Below are 20,687 nucleotides of genomic sequence, written 5' to 3' on the forward strand. Positions count from 1 at the left end.
CAAAATTGCACGATCGGATATTTTTTTCAGATTTTTTAGATATCCCCTTGACAAAGGTGAGTGACTCGGGTTAGCATACAGATATAATGTTAGTAACTAACTAAAAGTGACATAGTATAAGGAGTGAATTTGAGATGGATTCTGCTCCGAAATCAAAAAGGGCATCTCAGTTTACCCCAGTGGTTCTTCGTTTGTTTCTGGGCATTACTTTTCTCGTTCATGATTTTCCGTCACACAACTGCCTGATAACTTGAAGTCTTTACAGGCGATGAGACGGACACAGTAAGCATCGCTCGGGCAGTGTCCATACACGATGCTGTCATCAGCGCCTATGGACCGCAAGTTGAACGGGAGCGGCGTTCGAGTATGGGAGATGCGCTCAGACCTTTTAATCGGTTACAAAGTGGATCAGGTACATGGTCCCATAAAAAGAGGTAATACTGTTCCAACACTCAATTGACAGCTGGGAGAGGGAAATAAAATGGCAGCTTCGTTTTTTATCGCCCATGGATCCCCGATGCTCGCAATTGAAGACAACCGCTACACCCGCGATTTGCAGCAATTGGGGCACAGCTTGGGTACGCCTGCGGCAATTGTTGTTTTCTCGGCCCACTGGATCAGCCGCACGCTTTCCATTACAAGCACAAACGATCCTTATGAGACGATCTACGATTTTGGCGGCTTTCCGAGGGAGCTGTATGAGATCACCTACCCAGCACGCGGATCGGTCAAGGTGGCGGCAAAGGTGGCCCAACTTTTTGAAGGCAACGGAATCGAAGTGAGGCGGGATTCTCGCCGGGGACTTGATCACGGGGTTTGGGTGATTTTGCGCCACATGTTCCCGGAAGCGGACATTCCGGTCATCGCCGCATCCGTCAATCCGTTGCTTCCGCCGGAAGAGCAGTATCGCATCGGCCAAGCGATTGCAGCACTGAAAAACAAAAACATTGTGGTCATCGGCAGCGGCGCCACCGTTCACAATCTTCGCGCAATCAATTTCTCGGCCGACCACGAATCGGATGAATGGGCGGAGAAATTTGACGATTGGCTGATCGATCACATTCAGAAGTGGGATACTGTTTCTCTCTTTGACTATAAAAGGCTGGCCCCGCATGCCCAATTGGCAACGCCGGATTACGAGCACTTTTTGCCGCTGTTCATCGCGATGGGGTGCGGGGACGCCAGCCGAAAAGCTCGCGTTCTGCACCGAAGCTACCGATATGGGGCTCTAAGCCACATGATACTGGAATTTGCTTAAAGCGGGAATGTGGAAAGGAGGTGAACATATGGCAGATGTAACAATTAAGGTACTGGATAAAGGCCCTCTGTTTGTGAGCGGGAACGTGGAAGTGGTTGACGCGGAAGGGAGAAAATTCGAAACGAAACAGCAATTTGCTCTCTGCCGCTGCGGTCTCTCCAAGAACAAGCCCTTCTGTGACGGAACTCATCAAGGCAATTTCGAAGACTGTGCAAGAGCAGCCAAAGTTCTATAAGCGAAGGGGGCATTGCGCCTCCTTTTTTATGTCAAGCGCTTCTCTGGGCACGACACCAAACAAAAGGTGCCAGCATGAACCTGGAACCTTAGATTCATTGTAATTACAAGAACATCTCTGAATAAAATTGAATATTTTATATAAAATTTGTGGAAAAAGTAGTAACATCATGGAAATTCGAAAATTGAATTCAAATGAACCACTTCCACTACATTTATTATTATTAGCTGATCCTTCTCAAAAACTTGTGGAGGGATATATTAAAAGAGGACAATGCTTTATAGCAGAAGTTAATGATCAGGTCATCGGAGTGTATGTATTACTTCCAACAAGACCTGAAACAGTTGAGATAGTAAATCTAGCAGTTGATGAAAATTATCAGGGTAAAGGAATAGGGAAACAGTTAGTATTTCATGCAATTCAAAATGCAACATTGCATGGCTATAAAACGATTGAAATTGGCACGGGAAACTCAAGTGTGGGACAACTGGCACTTTATCAAAAATGTGGTTTTAGAATAACTGGAATTGACAGGGACTTCTTTATTAGACACTACACTGAGGAAATATTTGAGAATGGAATACAATGTAGGGATATGATACGTCTATCTCAAGATTTGTAAAAAAGGTTTACTGAGTAAAATTCTTTAACTATAGCTATGTATTATAGAGTTGCACAAATATTATTGTTTCCGGGAACAGAAAAGGTATTTTAGAAAATAATGCCCATCAGTGAAAACCGATGGGCAGTTATAGTTCAGTTTGAGCCAGTTGCTAACTTTATTTTACGGGAACACCAATTTCCACTTGCCGCAATCTCTTACTCCACCGTCACGCTCTTCGCCAAATTCCGCGGTTTGTCGACGTCGTTGCCGCGGGCGACCGATGCGTAGTAAGCGAGCAGTTGCAGCGGGATGACCGACAGGATCGGTGCCAGGAACGGAGTCGTGCGCGGGATGGTGATCACTTCGTCCACATATTTGTGAATCGAACTGTCTCCTTCCCAGGCCACCCCCAGGACATACGCATCGCGCGCCTTCACCTCGACGATGTTGGAGACCGTTTTTTCGTAGAGGTCGTCTTGGGTGACCAGCGCGATGACCGGTACTCCTTCGGTGATCAGGGCGAGCGTTCCGTGCTTCAATTCCCCCGCCGCGTACGCTTCCGCGTGGATGTAGGAAATCTCCTTGAGTTTCAAAGCGCCCTCCAGCGCAACCGCGTAGTCCAGGCCGCGCCCGATGAAAAATGCATCTTCCTTGTCGGCGTACCTGCGTGCAAATTGTTCGATCGACGGCGCCGATTCCAGCATCTTTTGCGCCAACTCCGGCAGTTTCTTCAACTCGGCCAAAATCTGCGGCACTTGAAAGGCGCCGACCGAACCGCGCTCCTGCGCCAGATAGCAAGCGAACAGGTAGAGAGCGACCACCTGGGTTGTATATGCCTTGGTGGATGCCACGGCGATCTCGGGGCCGGCCATCGTGATGATCGTGTCATCCGCTTCCCGGTTGACGGAGGAACCGAGTACGTTGGTGATGGCCAGAACGCGTGCTCCGCGCTGCTTCGATTCCCGCAAAGCGGCAAGCGTATCAGCCGTTTCGCCCGATTGCGAGATGACGATCACCAGCGTATTTTCCGTCAGGATCGGATCGCGGTACCGGTATTCGGATGCGATCTCGACATCGACCGGAATCCGCGTCAATTTTTCAATCACCTCTTTGCCGACCAGCCCGGCGTGCCAGGACGTTCCGCATGCCACGATATGGATGCGGTCGATCGCTCCCGCCAGTTCGGGCCGCCAGTTCAGTTCCTTCAGCACCACCCGCTGCCCGTCTTCCGAAATCCGTCCCGTCAGGGTATCGCGGATGGCACGGGGCTGTTCATGAATTTCCTTCAGCATGAAATGCTCGTAGCCGCCTTTTTCAGCCGCCATCGCGTCCCACGTGACATTGAACACTTCCTTGCTGATCGGGTTGCCTTCAAATGTGAAACACTCCACCCCGTCAGCCGTCAACACCGCGATCTCCCCGTCGTCCATGATGTAGGTTTTACGGGTGTATTCGAGGATGGCCGGGATGTCGGACGCGATGAAATTTTCGCCCTCCCCGAGCCCGATCACCAGCGGGCTTTGCTTGCGGACCGCAATCAGCTTGCCCGGCTCATCCTGCGCCATGATGGCCAGCGCGAACGCGCCGTGGATCCGTTTCAACACCTGCACGACCGTTTTGAACAAATCGCCGTTGTACAGCTCCTCAATCAGGTGCACGACCACCTCCGTGTCGGTCTCCGATTGGAACCTGTGCCCCTTCGCAGTCAATTCCTCGCGCAGTTCCAGATAATTTTCGATAATCCCGTTGTGCACAACCACGAAACGTCCCGCTTCATCCATATGCGGATGTGCGTTATCATCCGACGGACGACCGTGCGTCGCCCAGCGGGTATGACCGATGCCCTGGGAACCAGTCAGCACCGCGTGGCCTTTCACCCGCTCCTCCAACGTGGCCAGGCGTCCCACCGATTTTTGCAGTTGAATCGAGCCGCCGTCAAACACGGCGATACCAGCCGAATCATAGCCGCGATATTCCAATTTGCTGAGTCCGTGAATCAACACGTCTTGCGCTTGCCGATGCCCGATATATCCCACAATTCCACACATGGAAATGACTACCTCCCAAATTTGACAATGCAAAATCAGCCCGCTTTTGCAACTGAAGAGCGGAACACACAACTGCTGTATCGAGATGAGTCAAAACGACTCAGGAAAATCAAACGTTCCCGAACCACCCTTGAGGTGTTCTTGTCCCGGCGGTCACCCACCGGTTTTCAAACACTTCTTTTCGGCAGAGGGCAAAGCTGCCGGGAGGCACCCGCCGAACCTTTCGCTAAACCTCCTCCGCGTCAACTGCAGACGATGCTGCAGCCCAGGCGCTTGCAACTATTTTCTCGCTTGCGATCCTCCTTCCCTTGCCAAAATCGGTTTTGTCTATCTCGCGGCTGCTCCCTGCCACATCACCTCCCTCAAGGATATTCCTATTTTATTCGACCGGTCGCCAAATTGCCTGCACCAATGCCGGATCAAGAGCAAGGGCAGTGAAACGAGGGGCCGGCAGCCCAGCCCCCGGTTTCAGCTCCCGGCATTGCCGGTACTATTACGTTGCGCCCAGTTCCTTCTTCACCACATCGGCGATCCGATTCACATATTCCCGCACCGTTTGTTCATCCGGGCCTTCCGCCATCACGCGAATCAGCGGTTCCGTGCCGGAAGGACGCACCAGCACGCGGCCCTCGTCCCCCAATTTTTCTTCCACACTGCGAATCGCTTGCCGAATGGCATCGTTTTGCTCCCATGCCTCTTTGTTTGCCACCCGCACATTCACCAGCACTTGCGGATAGGAGCGCATCACGCTGCGCAGTTCCGAGAGCGGTTTTCCTTCCGCCACCAGCACGTTTGTCAGTTGAATGGCTGTCAGCACTCCGTCGCCCGTTGTGTTGTGCTGCAGCATGATAATGTGGCCCGACTGTTCGCCGCCGAGCACGTAGCCGCCTTCCCGCATCGCTTCCATCACATAACGGTCGCCGACAGCGGTGCGCACCAGATCGATGCCCAGTTCCTTCGCCGCCTTGACAAATCCGACATTGCTCATGACGGTCGTGACGATCGTGTTGTGGGGCAGTTGGCCTGCCGCTTTCAGGGATCGCCCGAGAATCGCCATTACGTAATCGCCGTCGACCAGTTGGCCTTGCTCATCCACCGCGATCAAGCGATCCGCGTCGCCGTCAAACGACAATCCGACATTGGCGCCGTGCTGCAAGACCGCTTCCCGCACCACATCCGGATGGGTCGATCCGCACTTCACATTGATATTGACGCCGTTCGGTTCCGCGTGGATGGCGATCACTTCCGCTCCCAACCGGCGAAACACTTCTGGCGCAATTTGATACGCCGCTCCGTTCCCGCAGTCGAGTACGACTTTCAAGCCGTCAAACCGGTTGGGAACGGTCGTCTGCAGATATTCGATATACTGGACGACCGCATCAGGCCGCTCTTCCACACGCCCGATGTCCCCCGCGGTGGGCCGCGGCATCCGGTCTTCTCCTTCCAGCAGCGATTCGATTTCCGCTTCCACTTCGTCCAACAACTTGAACCCGTCGCCGCCAAAAAATTTGATCCCGTTATCGGCCACCGGGTTATGCGAAGCGGAGATCATGACACCCGCGTCCGCCTTCAGTGTCCGCGTCAAATACGCAACGCCGGGAGTCGAAACGACTCCCACCCGAATCGCGTTGACGCCAACCGACAAAATCCCGGAAATCAAGGCGGCTTCCAGCATATCGCCCGAAATCCGGGTGTCTTTTCCGACCACAATCCGGGCGCCTTGCTTTCCACGTGTCAATATGTACGCCGCTGCACGCCCCAGCCGATACGCAAGTTCGGCAGACAACTCCGTATTCGCGACTCCCCGCACTCCATCTGTTCCAAACAAACGTCCCAAAGTGACTTGCTCCTTTGTACCTAGAATACTATCGACATTCTCCCACAGAACCGTACATCCTGCAAGAACCAGGATTCTCCAGACGCTGCCGTTCGCCCGCCCGGATCCCGCGAAAAACCGTCCTGGTTGATGAAAACGGCATCGTCAAATAGACAAAACAGAAAGCACCTCGCAGGTGCTTATTGCGCAACAATTTTGACCGGCACGCGGAGCGGTTCGCCTCCGGCCAGCCTGACGGTGGCCGGGAGAGTGACCGTTGCCTCCCGCAGGTACTCTCCCGGTCCGAGTCCAGTCACATCCACCACGATCCTGATCGTTTCCGGGCGAATGGTGGCAAGATCGGCCGGGTTGCCTTCCAGCGTGACCGCCACTCCTTCCTGCGGCAGCAGCGCCTTGCGGCCGCTTTCCAAGCCTTTTACTTCCGGCTGCAGCTTGGAGAACGTTTTTTGTTGAATGACCGGTTGATAGACCACATCGACCGTTTTCGGCTGGATCGTCAGCTCGAGCGGTTTTCCTTTATCGTTCAGCGCATGAACCGTTACCGTATGCTCGGTGCCGGGAGATTCCAACGCTTGCGCCGGTACGCGGGCCTGCACTTGGTGCACCTGTTCCACCAGAGAGGCCGGACCGACAACCGTCACTTCCGCCGGCTGTGCTCGCAGTCCCTCGATCGCCGACGGAGCCCGTGCACCTTCGACCGTCAGCTCCACTTTGTACTCCCGCCGCACGTTCGCTTCCAGCCGAATCGACACGTTGTGCGGTTCATAGGAAACGCCGGGCGGCAGCCCCTGCACTTGCACCGGAACCTGATGCACCCCTTCCCCGTAGTTCCTGGCGTCCACCACAAATTTGATTTTGTTGACCTGCATCTTCGCCTGCCAAACAGCCAGCCGGTCACCGTAAATGCGAACCGTGACCTCCGGCGGTTCGCCGACCAGCGTGACCCGCTCCTTGTCGACCAGCACTTCCGGCGTTCCGGAAATCGTCTCGCTGATCCGGCCTACCGAGGCGGGGGCCTCCGGCAGATCCGGGCCGCCGCGGACCACCAGCCACAACATGACGGCCAAGACGAATGCGATCAATCGCACCAGATTGTTGTTTCGCAGAAATGAGTCCATCATTTCTCCTCCGCTTTTCGCCCGAAGAACGCAAACGTTCCTGTTTTTTGCGGCATCAGGTGGCTTGTCAACATTTGACGGAGCGTCTGATCATCGATGTTGCGAATGATTTTGCCGTTGACCGCCAGCGAAACATACCCTTTTTCCTCCGAGACGACGATCGAGATGGCGTCTGAATTCTCCGTGATGCCGATCGCCGCCCGGTGACGGGTCCCCAGTTCCTGCTCCAGATTCGGATCGTCTGACAATGGCAGGTACGTGTTCGCCGTCACGATCCGGTTGCCCCGAATCACCACCGCCCCGTCATGCAACGGCGTGTTCGGGATAAAAATATTGATCAGCAGTTCGGCCGAAACCAGCGCTTCGATCGGGATCCCGGTTTCCATCACGTCGGCGATCCCGGTTTCCCGTTCGATCACGATCAAGCCCCCGATCTTGTTTTTCGACAAGACGGAAGCGGCCTTCACGAGCTCGTTGATGATCCGGCGGACATCCGCCTCATCCTCCTGCGTCTTTGGCAACACGAACGAACGGGAAAAAAAGCCGCCACGCCCCAGTTGTTCCAGAGCGCGGCGCAGCTCGGGCTGAAATACGACAGGGATGGCAAACAAGCCGATCGTCAGCGTCTTGTCAAGGATCCAGTTGAGGGCACGCAGGTTCAGATAACTGGAAATCCCGGTCATCAGCAGGATAACAAAGACCCCTTTTAACAGTTGGACGGCCCGGGTGCCCCGAATCAAAAGAATCATCCGGTACAAAACAAACGCCACGATCAATATGTCAAGCGCGTCGGTGATTTTAAATTGGCTGATTACGTCCAAAAATCCGTGCAATCTCGCCACCTACTGTTCGGTTCGCCAGTCATTAGTTGTAGGTTGTCCCTACCTTATCCCTAAGATTCGATACCTGGGAATCGGTTTCCTTCCAAAACGCAAGTTTTATTTGAAAGCATTGCGAATGGTTGCCCAAAATTTGTCCAAGTAATACGCAAAAATCTGCAGCGACTCATTGATTTCCTCTGTCTTTCCGGAAATATCCGCACCCGCCTGTTTGTAGATCTGGCCGTTCATGGCGATAATATCCCCGTCCACTTTTCCTTCAACAATCACGTCTCCGTTGTGGATCACCAGATCCCCTTTATATTCATGCCCTTTCGGGATTATCACCTTGCGGTCTTGCACCACCAACCCGGCGGACGGATTGGCCGTCACCGAAAAATGGTCCGGCATCGCCCACCACACCCCCAGGCTGAACAGGAAAGCGGCAGCCGCCGCGATACCGGTCCAGCGAACCAACGGCACCCGCCAATTGCGCCGCGTCACCTGTTCCCGCCGCATCGCCGACAGCAAATTTTCCGTAAAACCGGCGGGCGCTTTCAGCCACTCTGCCGCCGAAAGCTGCTGCACCACCCGTCCAAGTTCCATATAGTGCTGTCGGCACGCCGGGCAGAAGGCAATATGCTCCTCGACTTCCGCTCGTTCCGTCTGTTCCAGTTCATCATCCAGAAACGAATGCATCTTCTTTCGAATATGCCCGCAGTCCATCGGCCAGCACCTCCTGTCATTCGCGAAAATGGGCGCGCAGCGCTTCTCTGCCTCTGTGCAACCTGGTTTTTACGGTAGACACCGGCACGGACAGAACATCTGCGATCTCTTGCAGCGACAGATCCTCGACATACTTCAGGATCACCACTGCCCGGTAGGCGGGCGGCAACTGTTCGATCGCCGCCTGCAGCTGCAGCCGCGCCTCGCGGATCACCACCTGGTCATCGGGCAGTGTATCCGGACTGGGCAAAATCGTATACAAATCGGCGCCGTCCGCTTCATCCAACGGCGCATCGAGCGAATAGTCGGCCTGTTTCTTGCGCAGGCGGTCGATGCAGCAATTGGTGGCAATCCGCAAGAGCCAGGTGGAAAACTTGTGGCGGGAATCGTATTTTTTCAAATGGATGTAGGCGCGCATGAACGCCTCTTGCGCGACTTCCTCCGCATCGTGCGGATTGCCGAGCATCCGGTACGATAAATTATACAATTTGTCCTTGTACAGTTCGACCAGCTCGGCAAACGCGATGCGGTCCCCTTTTTGCGCTCGTTTGACGATTTTGTGTTCCAACAAGTCCATCTGGCCCTCCGGAATCTCCGTTTGATTTTATACGAATCAGCGGACAAAAAGTTTCACCAGATCATATTACTTCCGCAGGGCTGGTTAATTTCCTTCCTGATCTGTAAAAAAATGAAAAAGCGCGCAAGAAGATGGATCCTCCTCTTGCACGCCGGTTGCATCAGCCGATAACCGCTTCCTGCTTCTCCCGCAATCCTTCGCTCAGCACCCGAGCCACTTCCGGACGGGTGAATTCAGGCGGCAGCATTTCGCCGTTGCGCAGCTTTTCACGCACCTTGGTGCCGGACAGCGTCAGCCGCTTTGACTCGTCATGCGGGCACGTTTTCGGTGTCGCCATGTTGCCGCATGCGGTGCAATAGAAGCTGTGCTCAAAAAAGAGCGGCGTGATCCCCAGTTCTTCCGGGGTAAATTCGCGGAAGATCAGCTGCGCATCGTACGTTCCGTAATAGCTGCCGACACCCGCATGGTCGCGGCCGACGATGAAATGGGTGCAGCCGTAATTTTTCCGCACCATCGCGTGGAAGATCGCTTCCCGCGGCCCCGCATACCGCATCGCCGCCGGGAACACCGCCAGGATTACGCGCTCTGCCGGATAATAATTTTTCAGCAGCACCTGATAGCTGCGCATCCGCACATCCGCCGGGATGTCATCCGACTTGGTTTCTCCGACCAGCGGATTCAGGAACAAGCCGTCGACGATCTCCAGCGCGCACTTTTGAATGTATTCGTGCGCCCGGTGCACCGGATTCCGCGTCTGGAAACCGACCACCGACCGCCAGCCTTTCTCCCGGAACAGCGCGCGGGTTTCCGCCGGATCCAGGTAAAATTCCTTGAACTCGGCCGGTTCTTTCCGATTCAGGACCCAGACCGGCCCCGCCAGGTAGACACCCGGCCGTTCATACAGTTTTTTCACGCCAGGGTGCTGCAGGTCGGTCGTGCGGTAGACCTTTTCGGCTTCCCGTTCTTTATCCGGCGAGTATTTTTCGGTAACTTCCAGCACGCCGTAAATCACCTTGTCTTCGCCGACCAAAGCGACCTGTTCGCCGATTCGAATCGCCTCCGCCTGCTCGTGCGATACAGGCAACGTGATCGGCAGGCTCCAGACACGGCCGCTTTGCAGGCGCATCGTATCGAGCACCGACTCGTAATCGCCGCGTCCCATGAACCCGGTCAGCGGCGAAAACGCGCCAATGCCGATCAGCTCCAGGTCAGACAGCGCAAAATTGTCGAGTTGAACACGTTTATACGATTTTGCTTTTTCCAGTGCCGCATCTCTTTCGGTTCCTCGCAAGACTCGGTCGATGAGCGTTCCTCCGTGTGGTGCAATCCAATCGGTCACCAAATGCCCCTCCCTAACTTAACAATTTCATGCCGGATAAAAACAGCATCAACATCAGTGCGGTGCGAACCGCCATATCGGGAATTTTGGTCGTCAACCGGCTGCCGATCAGGATGCCCGGAATCGATCCGATCAGCAGTTTGCCGACCAGGTGCAAGTCGACATTGCCGATCGACATGTGGGCGAGTCCGGCTGCAGCTGTCACCAGCACCGCCTGCAAAATATCGGTCCCGACCAGCTTCGCACTTGCCACCGGATAAATCATCGCCAGCACCGCCATAAACAGCGTTCCGCTGCCGACTGACGTCATGCCGACGACAAATCCGCCGATCGCGCCCAATGCGACCAATTTGCCTTTCGGCGGACGTTGTACATCGTCCGGCCGTGTCGTCCTCCCTTTCCCCCCGAAAATTCGCCAGACCATGACAGCCGCAATCAGCAAATAGGTAACGCCAAGGATCTTGCCGATCGCGCTGTTCAACTGTTTCGTGTCAAAATGGTTTTGCATCAGCAGGATCATCAGCACGCCCAGCAATGCCCCTGGGATGCTGCCGGCAGACAGCCATTTTACGACCGCAAAATCGATCGTCTTCTGCCGCCAGTGCTGCCACGCGCCGAAAATTTTCGTCACCGAGGAATAGATCAGATCCGTACCAATCGCCAAGGCGGGCGAAACGCCAAACACAAAGATCATGATCGGCGTCATGATCAACGCACCGCCCATCCCTGTCATGCCGACCACCAGCCCGACGATAAAACCTGCGATGGGCATTTCGATTCCCATTATCCACACCCTCTTCTGATGGATGTTACGCCTGCCGAAATACCGTCAGCAGGCATCTGATCGCATGGGCGATCCCTCTTTTCATGGATGTTGCACCTGCGGACCGTCTGTGCGCAAAAGGGTGTGGACACCCTTTTTACTGATGCAGGCCGCACTCCGTTTTGTTGAAACCGGACCAACGCCCGGCCCGCGGATCCTCGCCCGGTTTCACAGGCCGCGTGCAGTGCATGCAGCCGATGCTCGGATAGCCCTGGTCGTGCAGGACGTTATACGGAACCTGATTTTCCATGATGTACTTCCAGACCTGTTTGTGGGTCCACCTCGCCAACGGATTGACCTTAATCAAACCAAACTTCTGGTCCACTTCAATCACGCCGGCGTTCGCCCGGGTTGGCGCCTGCTCGCGGCGGATGCCGGTGATCCACGCATCGAGCCCGGCCAGTGCCCGTTTAAGCGGTTCCACCTTGCGAATGTTGCAGCATGTATTCGGATCGGACGCCCACAATGCCTCACCGTACTGCTCCGCCTGCTCTTCCAGGGTTAACAGCGGGCTGTAGCGGATCAGGTTGGGATTGTACTTTTCGACGATCCGGTCCCGTACATCGTACGTCTCCGGAAACAGCACATCGGTATCCAGATAAAAAATCCGGGTATCGGGCCTGATATTTACGATCATATCGATCAGAGCGACATCTTCCGCACCGAAGCTGCAGGCGAATGCGATGTTGTCGATCGTCTCCAGCGCAAAACGCAGAATCTCTTGCGGTGCCCAATCCTCCATTTGGTCGTTCAGTTCCCGCACCTTCTCAGGAGACAAGACCAGTTCCCGTTGTTCGATCATCCCTGACACTCCCTTGTATAAGTTATTCAAATGATTAACATAAGCAATTCTTATCAAGCGAGGAAAAAAAAGAGGCGTTTTCCCCGAACTTCCGGGCGTTCGCACTGCCTTTTACCAACATATTGCGTGCTGCCGCCAGGCGTTCCGTTTGCGAGCGGAATTTTAATTCCTAGTATTTTAGTTTGAATTATCGGCATTTCATTGTTTACACTTTACTACGCTTTGATCCAATCGTCAATACAAAAGTTGAGGTTTTGTTGCTGTAAATAAAGAAGCCTCCAAAACCACCGCCAAGGTGATGATGGAGGCTTCTCAAATCTATCCCGTTTGCATCCGAATATGATTGCACTAGGAATAATCACAGCACCGTCTCGCCCAGCACCGAACAGATCATGTCCACCGCGACGCGGGCGGTCCGATTTTCCACATCCAAAATCGGGTTGACCTCCACCACGTCAACCGATGTCAACACATTGGCGGCAGCCAGCATCTCCATCGCCAGGTGGCCTTCCCGGTAAGTGACGCCGCCCAGCACCGGCGTGCCGACGCCAGGCGCTTCCCGCGGATCGAACGCGTCCAGATCGAGGCTCAGATGCACGCCATCGGTGCCCTGCGAGGCGATCTGAATCGCTTCCTCCATCACTGCCGACATCCCCCGTTTGTCGATCTGTTGCATGTCAAACACGGTGATGCCCGATCGTTTGATCAGCGTCCGTTCATCCGGATCGATCGAGCGAGCCCCCACCAAGACCACATTTTTCGCCTGTACTTTCGGTTGAAACCCGGCGACCTGCGTCAGATCGGGATGGCCCATTCCAAGCGACACCGCCAGTGGCATGCCGTGAATGTTCCCGGACGGCGTCGTCTCTTCCGTGTTCATATCGCCATGCGCATCGAACCAGATGACCCCGAGATTTCGCACTGCTTTCGCCACTCCCGCGACACTGCCGATCGAGATCGAATGATCACCTCCCAAAATAATCGGTAACCGCCCGGCCTGGACCTCGCCAGCCACCCGTTCCGCCACTTCGTTCGAGACCGTTACGATTTCCGGCAGGTACTTCAGTTTCTGGTTCTGCACGCGGTGCGATTCGGGCGTCGGAACGTTTACGTTGCCCAAATCGACCACTTCATATCCGAGCCGGTTGATCCGTTCCTGCAGGTTCGCATAGCGGATGGCCGACGGCCCCATGTCGACCCCGCGCCGCCCCTGCCCGAGATCAAGCGCCACCCCGAGAATCGCGACAGTTTTTTTCATCGGAAGGATCTCCCCCTTCGTTTGGTTCTGCTCGAACGGCCCATCTGCAACCGATGGACGTCGCCAGTTGATTAACTCAGCCGCGTAATCCTGTCCTCATCGGAAGACCGGTGCGCAAACAATAGCAGTTGCGGATCTACCAATTTTCCCACGAACGGGTGCAATATATGCCGTGGAGGCTAGTCTTTCAGTGCCAAAACGGCTCGTCAATCAACAACGACAGACTGTCTCTCTGTCTCACGGCCGCTCATCAATGCATCCTCCCCCTCATTTTTGTTCTGGATCGGCCGGCGGATTCCTCCCGGTGGATTCTTCCGCCATTCCGCGTTACAATACTGGGGAAGGGAGAATGGGACATGGAAGATCATGAACTGCTGCTGTTGTCATGGACACAACTGATCGCGATCCAACTGATCATGGGTGAAGATGCACAATCCAGCTCGCTGCGCCTGCTGGAAGAAAAACTTCGGAACGAGTACAACGTGACGGAGATTCAGCTCGTGGGCCGCACCTATGACGAATATGCGGTCGCATTCCGCAAAGACGGCGAGAACCAGATGATCCGGTTTGACGTGGACGAGGTGGAAAGCATCTATGACCTGTAAAAAATGGCTGCGGCCCGTTTGGATCGCCGCCATCATCACCGCGATCCTTGCGATCTACGTCGGGCTGTTCAAACATTCGCCGCGCGGCTTTTTCCCCGCGCTGTCGGATACGATGTTTTTGTGGGGCCTGACGCTGTTATGCATCAGCCTCGTCTATGTGACGCGATTCTTCGGCTTTCTGCCGATCCTTAAACTGTGGGCCCGTTTCCGTCCGTTCCAGCCGCGAGCGGACGAAGACCGCAGCCTGCCGCCCGTGGACGAAGAAGCAGTGGACCCGGCCCGGGAACAAGCAAAACGGGACCCGTCGCTGTTGTACGCGTCCCTGATTTTGATTGCGCTCTCAATTCCCGTCTACTACCTCTGACGCCTAGTGCATATACCATTTCAGCAATGCCGGCGTTACAAACCCCTCCATCGCCGCCGCGCCTAGCAACAGGCCAACGATCACCGGAGTCACATTCAGGGTCTCGGCAAAAGCGTGGCGGAAACTGCTCCAGCGCGACTTCCCGGCGATCGGCCGCAGCCACATATAGCCGAGCTTGATGCCCATCGCCCCGGCCAGCAAAAACGCGGGGATCTCCAGCACCCCGTGCGGCAGGATCCCCAACAGGACGAGCGCCCATACCGGCACCTGGCCCGTTTTCCCCATCAGCACCAGCGCATATCCGACGACCATTCCGTTCAAGACGATACCGTTGATTGCAAAGATCGACAGAAAAATTCCCGACACCAGCAGCCCGAACGACGCCAGCAGATTGTTTTTAAAGATCAGCCACGCCAGATTCAGGTGGTCATCCTTGGCTCCGCTTGCGAGCGACTGGATTTTCTCCAGGTACTGTTTCAGAAAGCCGTGCAGCGTCTCAAAAAACACCACCCCGATCAACAGCCCCAGCACAAACAGGATCAGCGAAAACCCGATATAACCTCGATTGTGTCGAATTACGGATAACGGTCTCATTGCTCCTCCCCATTCTTCGCATAACCTCGTCCGGTTTGCATAGACATGTATCGATATGGACAGTGTAGTGACGGAGGTGTGATTTATGAATCTAATTTGGTCGTTTCATTGGAAACAGGGCAAGCGGATCGCCATCCTGGCAATCGCATTGCTGCTGTTCGTTGGAGTCCTGTATGCGGAAGCCGACCCTTCCCGCATCCTCCCCGCCGCAGCGACCGGCCCCAGTGCGGTGTATTCCGTAAAAACGGAGCAAAAAATCGTCGCTCTGACATTCGATATCTCATGGGGCGAAAAAACGCCCGGACCGGTGCTTGACGTACTGGCGGAGAAGGGGGTCAAAAAAGCGACGTTTTTCTTGTCCGGTCCGTGGACCAGCACGCATCCGGAGATCGCCAAACGGATCAAGAGCATGGGGTTTGAAATCGGATCGCACGGCCACATGCACAAAAATTTTTCCGAGTACAGCAACGAATGGATTGACGATCAGGTACGCAAAGCGGAAGATGCCATCTATGACGTGACCGGCGTCCGCACCAAGCTGATCCGCACACCGAACGGCGACTTCAACAAACGGGTGCTCGAGAAACTGCACAGCATGGGCTACACGGTCATCCAGTGGGACACCGACTCGCTCGACTGGAAAAATCCAGGCGTCGATACTATCGTCAACCGCGTTTTATCGAAAGCACACCCTGGCGATATTATATTGCTCCATGCGAGCGATTCATGCAAACAAACGGCGGAGGCGCTGCCCCGGATCATCGACGGCCTGCGTGCCAAAGGCTACGAGTTTGTCACCGTGTCGGAACTGATCAGCGGCGTCAATCCGAAAACCAGAACGGAATGAGCAACTGCGCAGGATGCACCCGGAGGAACCGTCAACTGCGCAGAATTCGTCCCAGGAGCAATATCAGATAACTGTTGCAGGCCAGCAGGATCGTTCCGATCACGATCGTCAGCCCCGGCTGGCCCGATTTGAGGGCCACATACCATTCGATGATCGTGAACACATAGAGGAAAAACAGGGCCGGCACAAACGCATTTTTTCCGGATACTTTCGCTTTCACCCAGGCGACCGCCAGTGCGATGGCGAGCGGCCAGCTGGCAAATCCCACGTAGGGCCAGATCGCCCCCGTCCCCTGGCCCTGCGTGAGATACCGCAAGTAGATCAGGTCAAAATAGACGATCGCCACCATCAGCATCTGCACCCACCGCCAGAAGCGCTCGGGCAGAAATCCTTTCACGATAAAATTCAACGTCAGATACGCCCAAAACCCCATCAACGCGGTGGCAGACACAAAACCCCCGACCTGCATGCCGATAAACAGTCCGATATCGGCGAAAATCTTCGTCAGCGCGTGCAGCGCCCCCACCAAAATCCCGAGGCCCACCGTTGTACCGACCATAAAAGCGAATTTGCGCAATGTCATTTTGCGAATCTCCCCTCAACACATAACAAGACCATCATATACAAAAACAGTTGAAAAAAACAGCTTGACATCGCTGCCATACATTGGCTCCAGGCGGCCGGCATGCGAGGATCCGATCCGACACATATTATGAACAAGCAGAAAGGAGGGCTCTCTATGCGAGTTCGGAGCCGTTACATTGCGATCTTGGCCCTTGCCTTCCTCGTCAGCGGTTTGACTTCCTGTTCGTCCGGAGGCGGCCAATCATCCCCGCAGAAACCGGAATACAACCAAACGAAAGCGATGATGCTGGATATTCTTCATTCCAAAGAAGGAATCGATACACTTAAGGATATCGTGAAAGAACCGACTTTCAAACAATCGATTGTCATTACCGACCACGATATGACAACCGCGATCGTCAAAACGTTGAACGATGAAAAAACCCAGAAGCGGATTTTGGAAGCACAGATGAAAGACCCGCAGTTCGCCGCCACGATGGTGAAAACGGCGAAAAAAGAACATGAAACGATGCTGAAACAATTGATGAAAGATCCGGAATACCAGCAGTCGATGCTGGCCCTGATGAAAAGTCCCGATTATCAGCAAATGATGCTGTCCGTCATGCAATCGCCCCAATACCGCCAGCAAGTCATGAAAATGATGGCCGAGTCCCTGCAAAACCCCGAATTCAAACTGGTGTTCATGGATGTTGTAAAGGAAGCGATTCGTTCGGGAGCGGGTGTTTCAAAGATGGGCGCGGAAGAACAGGGACAAAAGAAAGAAGAAGGAAGAACCAAGAAGAAGGAGCAGGAGGGCGGCCAGGACAAGGAAAAGGAAAAGGAAAAGGAAAGCGGCAAAGAAGAGAAAAAGGAAGATCAATAAAACAGGCCCCTTGACAAGGGGGCCTGTTTTATCAGCGAACAGCTGCCGGCTGCCAGCATGACCCATTCGAACGCCCGCCAACCTGTCAGGCTTTATTCCACGAAATGGCCGGCAGTCCCGCTTTCTTGGCAATCGTCTCGGCAATGGATTGGAAAATCCAGGCTTGTGGACTGCCGCTGGGGAAGATTCCGCTGCCAGACGCCGTTGCCACGCCCAACGGAATTTCGCCCAACAGGTCGGTCCGCAGCTCACGGGCCAATCTTTCGCCGCCGCCTTTACCGAATATATAATGCTTTTCGCCGTTTATTTCAAAGTAGGACATATTCTCGATCACGCCGAGGATCTCGTGGTTCGTTTTGATCGCCATCGTGCCCGCCCTGGCCGCCACCTCCGCGGCATTCGCCTGCGGCGTCGTCACGATCACTTCCTTGCTCTTCGGCAACAGGGTGTGCACATCAAGCGCAACATCCCCAGTACCCGGCGGCAGATCGAGCAGCATCACGTCCAGTTCACCCCAGTAGGCCTCCGCAAAGAAGTTGCGTAGCATCTTGCCGAGCATCGGACCGCGCCAGACAACCGGACTGTTGTCAGGCACAAAGAATCCCATCGACATGATCTTCACGCCGTCCTGCTGAACGGGCATCAACAGATTGTCGACCAACGCCGGCTTGCGATCTCCCAGTTGGAAGATGCTCGGAATGCTGAATCCGTAAATGTCGGCGTCGATCACGCCCACCCGGTAGCCGAGGCGAGACAGCGCAACCGCCAGATTGGCCGTAACTGTCGATTTGCCGACGCCTCCTTTTCCGGACGCGACCGCGATAAACACAGTCTTTGTATCGGGCCGCAGGAGCGGCGGCACCTCCGGTTGCCCCGCGATCTGCAGCGGATCGGCCTGGCCCGTCCGCACTTTCGCGGCAAATTGGCGGCGTTCTTCGTCCGACATGGTGCTGAGAATCACATCATAAGACCCGACCCCCGGCACCGATGCGAGAGCCGCGCGAACATCCTGGTCGATTTTATTCCGAAGCGGACATCCGGATACGGTCAGCAGCACTTCGACCATTACATGGTCCTCTTTCACGTCGACCCGTTTGACCATGCCCAGGTCGACGATGCTGCGATGCACTTCCGGATCTTCCACTTTGCGCAATGCGTCCCAAATTGCTTGTTCCGTAACCATTCCGGAATCACCTCCCTTTCATTTTACCTTGTTCGCCCGATTCGCACAAACCCAACCCTCTCCGTTCATGACTGGGTACCAGCGGTTTATGGGACCGGCACCACAAATCCCGTTTGTGGATTCGCACAAACCGGTTTATCGGAGCGTTTGCGAGTTGGCGATGTACTCGAGCACGCCTTGGTACATCGCATAGGCGATCTTTTTCTGGTAGGACTTTTGTTTCAGCAGGGGCAGTTCCTCCGCATCGGACAAAAATCCGACCTCCGCCAACACCGCCGGAATGTGGGCGTGGCGCAGAAGATACAGATCATCCTGCGGTTCGATCTGGCGTTTGCTGTTGAGTTCTTTTTGAAATTGCTGCTGAATCGCTTGCGCCAACTGTTTGCTGGCTTCCAGTTCCGTGTCGTAAAACACTTGCGCGCCTCGGCCGCCTGCCGGATTGGAGTTGAGGTGGATCGAACAGAACAGGTCCGCCTTGTGGTCACGAATCATCATCAGCCGCGCTTTGAGATCTTCCGCTTTACGCCGACTGTATCCTTTTGTGTCGGGATTCGCCAGATCGTGGTCGTCATCCCGCGTCATGATCACATAGGCGCCCGCTTGCTGCAAATAATCCCGCAGATACTGAGCGACCGATAAGGCGATCGTTTTTTCGATCGTTCCATCCGGTGCCACCGCCCCGCCGTCCGGTCCGCCGTGGCCGGGATCGACCACGATCGTATACCCGGACAGAGGGGCACTGAAGCTCCACAATTTTGCAATCGGTGCGTCAGCGGCCAGCAAATTCACCACAAACAGCAAAATCGCAAGCGAACCGGCCACAATCGAGAGTTTGCGCCAATCGTTCGATACCATCATGCTGGTTCCCCCTTGTCTACCTCGCCCTTTCACATGTATATGACAAGCAGGAAAAACGATTCCTGGGCAAATAAAAAGACACCCCCGCAAAAGAGGGTGTCCGCTTGCCACCGTTCGCCGGTTAGCGCTTCGAAAATTGCGGCGCCCGGCGAGCCGCCTTGAGCCCGTATTTTTTCCGTTCTTTCATGCGCGGGTCGCGGGTCAGGAAACCGGCTTTCTTCAGCGCCGGACGCAGTTCCCCGTCGACTTTCAACAGAGCGCGGGCGATCCCGTGCCGAATCGCGCCCGCCTGTCCGGATATGCCTCCGCCGCGCACGTTGCACAGCACGTCATATTTACCGAGCGTCTCGGTCAGAACGAGCGGTTGCTTGACGACCATTTTCAACGTTTCCAGACCGAAGTAGTCGTTTATATCGCGACGGTTGACGATAATTTTGCCATCACCCGGTACGAGCCGCACGCGTGCCACGGAATGTTTGCGACGACCGGTACCCCAATATTGTACTTGAGCCACAGGGCCAACCTCCTCTTCAATTAGTTCTTAGATTCCCAAGGAATCGGTTGTTGTGCGCTGTGCGGATGCTCAGGTCCCGCGTAGACGCGCAGCTTCTTGAGCATCTTGGCACCCAGGCTGTTTTTCGGCAGCATCCCTTTGACAGCCAAGAACAGCACCCGTTCAGGTTTGTTTTTCAGCATGTCAGCAGCGGTCGTTTCCTTCAGACCACCCGGATACAACGAATGACGGCGATAGATTTTGGAGTGCAGTTTCTTGCCGGTGAAGACTACTTTTTCCGCATTGACCACAACGACAAAATCACCGGTGTCCACATGCGGAGTGAATTCAGGTTTATGTTTACCGCGCAGAATCGTAGCGATTTCGGTCGCCAGACGGCCGACCGTTTTGCCTGCTGCGTCGATGATGTACCATTTCCGTTCCACAGCGTTTGGTTTGGCCATGTATGTCGTACGCATGGAATTTCCTCCTAACTTGACAGTTTAAACCGGGGCTAGTGGGATAACGCGGTTTAAACAACACTACTATTTTATCGATCCTAACTGCCCGCGTCAAGCGAAAACTCTTACAAGCTTTTTGCGATGTGCCCTTTTTTGTTCCATGTTTACAGTAGGTGTATCGCTCAGAGCTGTTGAGAAGTCGATTTCAACCGCACGGGTGAAAAGCCCTCCCGCCAAATCCACACGGATGGATCGTAAAAGGGCGCACGAATCCCGTTATCCACAAAATCCGTTCTGTGGATGGACGCTGGAAGAGGAGGATCCAGATGTGGATATCTTCTTACGCCACCAGGCTGCGCATCTTCTCCTGCCGCTTCTCCTTGATTCGCCCC

General features: G+C 54.7%; 24 protein-coding genes. 7 read left to right on the forward strand and 17 right to left on the reverse strand.

What is annotated here, in order from left to right; translation table 11 throughout:
* Positions 1–481 precede the first annotated feature (481 nt).
* From C230_RS0107805 to C230_RS21935, 3 genes are all read left to right on the forward strand, one after another.
* A complete protein-coding gene (locus tag C230_RS0107805) occupies positions 482–1,258 on the forward strand; it encodes a DODA-type extradiol aromatic ring-opening family dioxygenase (protein ID WP_018131473.1) in 777 nt (258 codons plus the stop codon).
* 28 nt (positions 1,259–1,286) lie between these two features.
* Positions 1,287–1,493, forward strand: a complete 207-nt coding sequence (locus C230_RS0107810) for a CDGSH iron-sulfur domain-containing protein (RefSeq protein ID WP_018131474.1) — start codon at positions 1,287–1,289, stop codon at positions 1,491–1,493.
* 169 nt (positions 1,494–1,662) lie between these two features.
* A complete protein-coding gene (locus C230_RS21935) occupies positions 1,663–2,115 on the forward strand; it encodes a GNAT family N-acetyltransferase (RefSeq protein WP_083910495.1) in 453 nt (150 codons plus the stop codon).
* A 197-nt stretch (positions 2,116–2,312) separates the two neighbouring features.
* Here C230_RS21935 and glmS read toward each other — a convergent pair whose 3' ends face one another.
* The 10 genes from glmS to rocF form a co-directional block, all read right to left on the reverse strand.
* On the reverse strand, positions 2,313–4,145 hold the full coding sequence (glmS, locus tag C230_RS0107815; RefSeq protein WP_018131475.1) for a glutamine--fructose-6-phosphate transaminase (isomerizing): 1,833 nt from the start codon (positions 4,143–4,145) through the stop codon (positions 2,313–2,315).
* Positions 4,146–4,638: 493 nt separating this feature from the next.
* Complete coding sequence (glmM, locus tag C230_RS0107825; protein WP_018131477.1) at positions 4,639–5,982, reverse strand: phosphoglucosamine mutase; 1,344 nt, start codon at positions 5,980–5,982, stop codon at positions 4,639–4,641.
* A gap of 179 nt (positions 5,983–6,161) precedes the next feature.
* Positions 6,162–7,100 (reverse strand): CdaR family protein, encoded by a 939-nt coding sequence (locus tag C230_RS0107830; protein WP_018131478.1) that lies wholly within the window; start codon positions 7,098–7,100, stop codon positions 6,162–6,164.
* Positions 7,100–7,933, reverse strand: a complete 834-nt coding sequence (gene cdaA / locus C230_RS0107835) for a diadenylate cyclase CdaA (protein ID WP_018131479.1) — start codon at positions 7,931–7,933, stop codon at positions 7,100–7,102. The genes C230_RS0107830 and cdaA overlap by 1 nt, the downstream gene beginning before the upstream one ends.
* Before the next feature lie 105 nt (positions 7,934–8,038).
* Positions 8,039–8,644, reverse strand: a complete 606-nt coding sequence (locus C230_RS0107840) for a zf-HC2 domain-containing protein (RefSeq protein ID WP_018131480.1) — start codon at positions 8,642–8,644, stop codon at positions 8,039–8,041.
* Positions 8,645–8,660: 16 nt separating this feature from the next.
* The gene (gene sigW / locus C230_RS0107845) at positions 8,661–9,221 is read right to left on the reverse strand and encodes an RNA polymerase sigma factor SigW (RefSeq protein ID WP_018131481.1); all 561 of its coding nucleotides are present in this window, start codon (positions 9,219–9,221) and stop codon (positions 8,661–8,663) included.
* Between the two features lie 160 nt (positions 9,222–9,381).
* Complete coding sequence (gene sat / locus C230_RS0107855) at positions 9,382–10,560, reverse strand: sulfate adenylyltransferase (RefSeq protein WP_018131482.1); 1,179 nt, start codon at positions 10,558–10,560, stop codon at positions 9,382–9,384.
* A 13-nt stretch (positions 10,561–10,573) separates the two neighbouring features.
* Positions 10,574–11,344: a sulfite exporter TauE/SafE family protein gene (locus C230_RS0107860; RefSeq protein WP_018131483.1), complete on the reverse strand. Its 771-nt coding sequence runs from the start codon at positions 11,342–11,344 to the stop codon at positions 10,574–10,576.
* Between the two features lie 136 nt (positions 11,345–11,480).
* Positions 11,481–12,185: a phosphoadenylyl-sulfate reductase gene (locus C230_RS0107865; protein ID WP_018131484.1), complete on the reverse strand. Its 705-nt coding sequence runs from the start codon at positions 12,183–12,185 to the stop codon at positions 11,481–11,483.
* 358 nt (positions 12,186–12,543) lie between these two features.
* Positions 12,544–13,443: an arginase gene (rocF, locus tag C230_RS0107870; RefSeq protein ID WP_018131485.1), complete on the reverse strand. Its 900-nt coding sequence runs from the start codon at positions 13,441–13,443 to the stop codon at positions 12,544–12,546.
* 356 nt (positions 13,444–13,799) lie between these two features.
* On the opposite strand from rocF, the gene C230_RS0107875 reads away from it, so the two are divergent.
* Together C230_RS0107875 and C230_RS0107880 are read left to right on the forward strand one after the other, a co-directional pair.
* A complete protein-coding gene (locus tag C230_RS0107875) occupies positions 13,800–14,048 on the forward strand; it encodes a hypothetical protein (RefSeq protein ID WP_018131486.1) in 249 nt (82 codons plus the stop codon).
* The gene (locus C230_RS0107880) at positions 14,038–14,412 is read left to right on the forward strand and encodes a hypothetical protein (protein ID WP_018131487.1); all 375 of its coding nucleotides are present in this window, start codon (positions 14,038–14,040) and stop codon (positions 14,410–14,412) included. The genes C230_RS0107875 and C230_RS0107880 overlap by 11 nt, the downstream gene beginning before the upstream one ends.
* Positions 14,413–14,415: 3 nt before the next feature.
* Here C230_RS0107880 and C230_RS0107885 read toward each other — a convergent pair whose 3' ends face one another.
* Complete coding sequence (locus tag C230_RS0107885; protein WP_018131488.1) at positions 14,416–15,006, reverse strand: stage II sporulation protein M; 591 nt, start codon at positions 15,004–15,006, stop codon at positions 14,416–14,418.
* An 85-nt stretch (positions 15,007–15,091) separates the two neighbouring features.
* Between C230_RS0107885 and pdaB the strand changes: the two genes are divergently transcribed.
* Positions 15,092–15,853 carry a polysaccharide deacetylase family sporulation protein PdaB gene (gene pdaB / locus C230_RS0107890; protein WP_018131489.1) on the forward strand — a complete coding sequence of 254 codons (762 nt, stop codon included), beginning with the start codon at positions 15,092–15,094 and terminating at the stop codon, positions 15,851–15,853.
* 31 nt (positions 15,854–15,884) lie between these two features.
* Here pdaB and C230_RS19780 read toward each other — a convergent pair whose 3' ends face one another.
* The gene (locus C230_RS19780) at positions 15,885–16,436 is read right to left on the reverse strand and encodes a KinB-signaling pathway activation protein (protein WP_018131490.1); all 552 of its coding nucleotides are present in this window, start codon (positions 16,434–16,436) and stop codon (positions 15,885–15,887) included.
* Between the two features lie 156 nt (positions 16,437–16,592).
* Here C230_RS19780 and gerD point away from each other — a divergent pair, with 156 nt between their 5' ends.
* Positions 16,593–17,300 carry a spore germination lipoprotein GerD gene (gene gerD, locus C230_RS0107900; protein ID WP_018131491.1) on the forward strand — a complete coding sequence of 236 codons (708 nt, stop codon included), beginning with the start codon at positions 16,593–16,595 and terminating at the stop codon, positions 17,298–17,300.
* 85 nt (positions 17,301–17,385) lie between these two features.
* Here gerD and C230_RS0107905 read toward each other — a convergent pair whose 3' ends face one another.
* The 5 genes from C230_RS0107905 to C230_RS23130 all read right to left on the reverse strand — a co-directional run.
* On the reverse strand, positions 17,386–18,483 hold the full coding sequence (locus C230_RS0107905; RefSeq protein ID WP_018131492.1) for an Mrp/NBP35 family ATP-binding protein: 1,098 nt from the start codon (positions 18,481–18,483) through the stop codon (positions 17,386–17,388).
* Between the two features lie 135 nt (positions 18,484–18,618).
* Complete coding sequence (gene cwlD, locus C230_RS0107910; protein ID WP_018131493.1) at positions 18,619–19,341, reverse strand: N-acetylmuramoyl-L-alanine amidase CwlD; 723 nt, start codon at positions 19,339–19,341, stop codon at positions 18,619–18,621.
* A gap of 121 nt (positions 19,342–19,462) precedes the next feature.
* Positions 19,463–19,855, reverse strand: a complete 393-nt coding sequence (gene rpsI, locus C230_RS0107915; RefSeq protein ID WP_018131494.1) for a 30S ribosomal protein S9 — start codon at positions 19,853–19,855, stop codon at positions 19,463–19,465.
* Between the two features lie 20 nt (positions 19,856–19,875).
* Complete coding sequence (rplM, locus tag C230_RS0107920) at positions 19,876–20,313, reverse strand: 50S ribosomal protein L13 (RefSeq protein WP_018131495.1); 438 nt, start codon at positions 20,311–20,313, stop codon at positions 19,876–19,878.
* A 164-nt stretch (positions 20,314–20,477) separates the two neighbouring features.
* A partial coding sequence (locus C230_RS23130) for a hypothetical protein (RefSeq protein ID WP_211208011.1) occupies positions 20,478–20,687 on the reverse strand: 210 nt, incomplete at its 5' end.

Source organism: Effusibacillus pohliae DSM 22757 (assembly GCF_000376225.1).
GTDB classification, from domain to species: Bacteria; Bacillota; Bacilli; order Tumebacillales; family Effusibacillaceae; genus Effusibacillus; species Effusibacillus pohliae.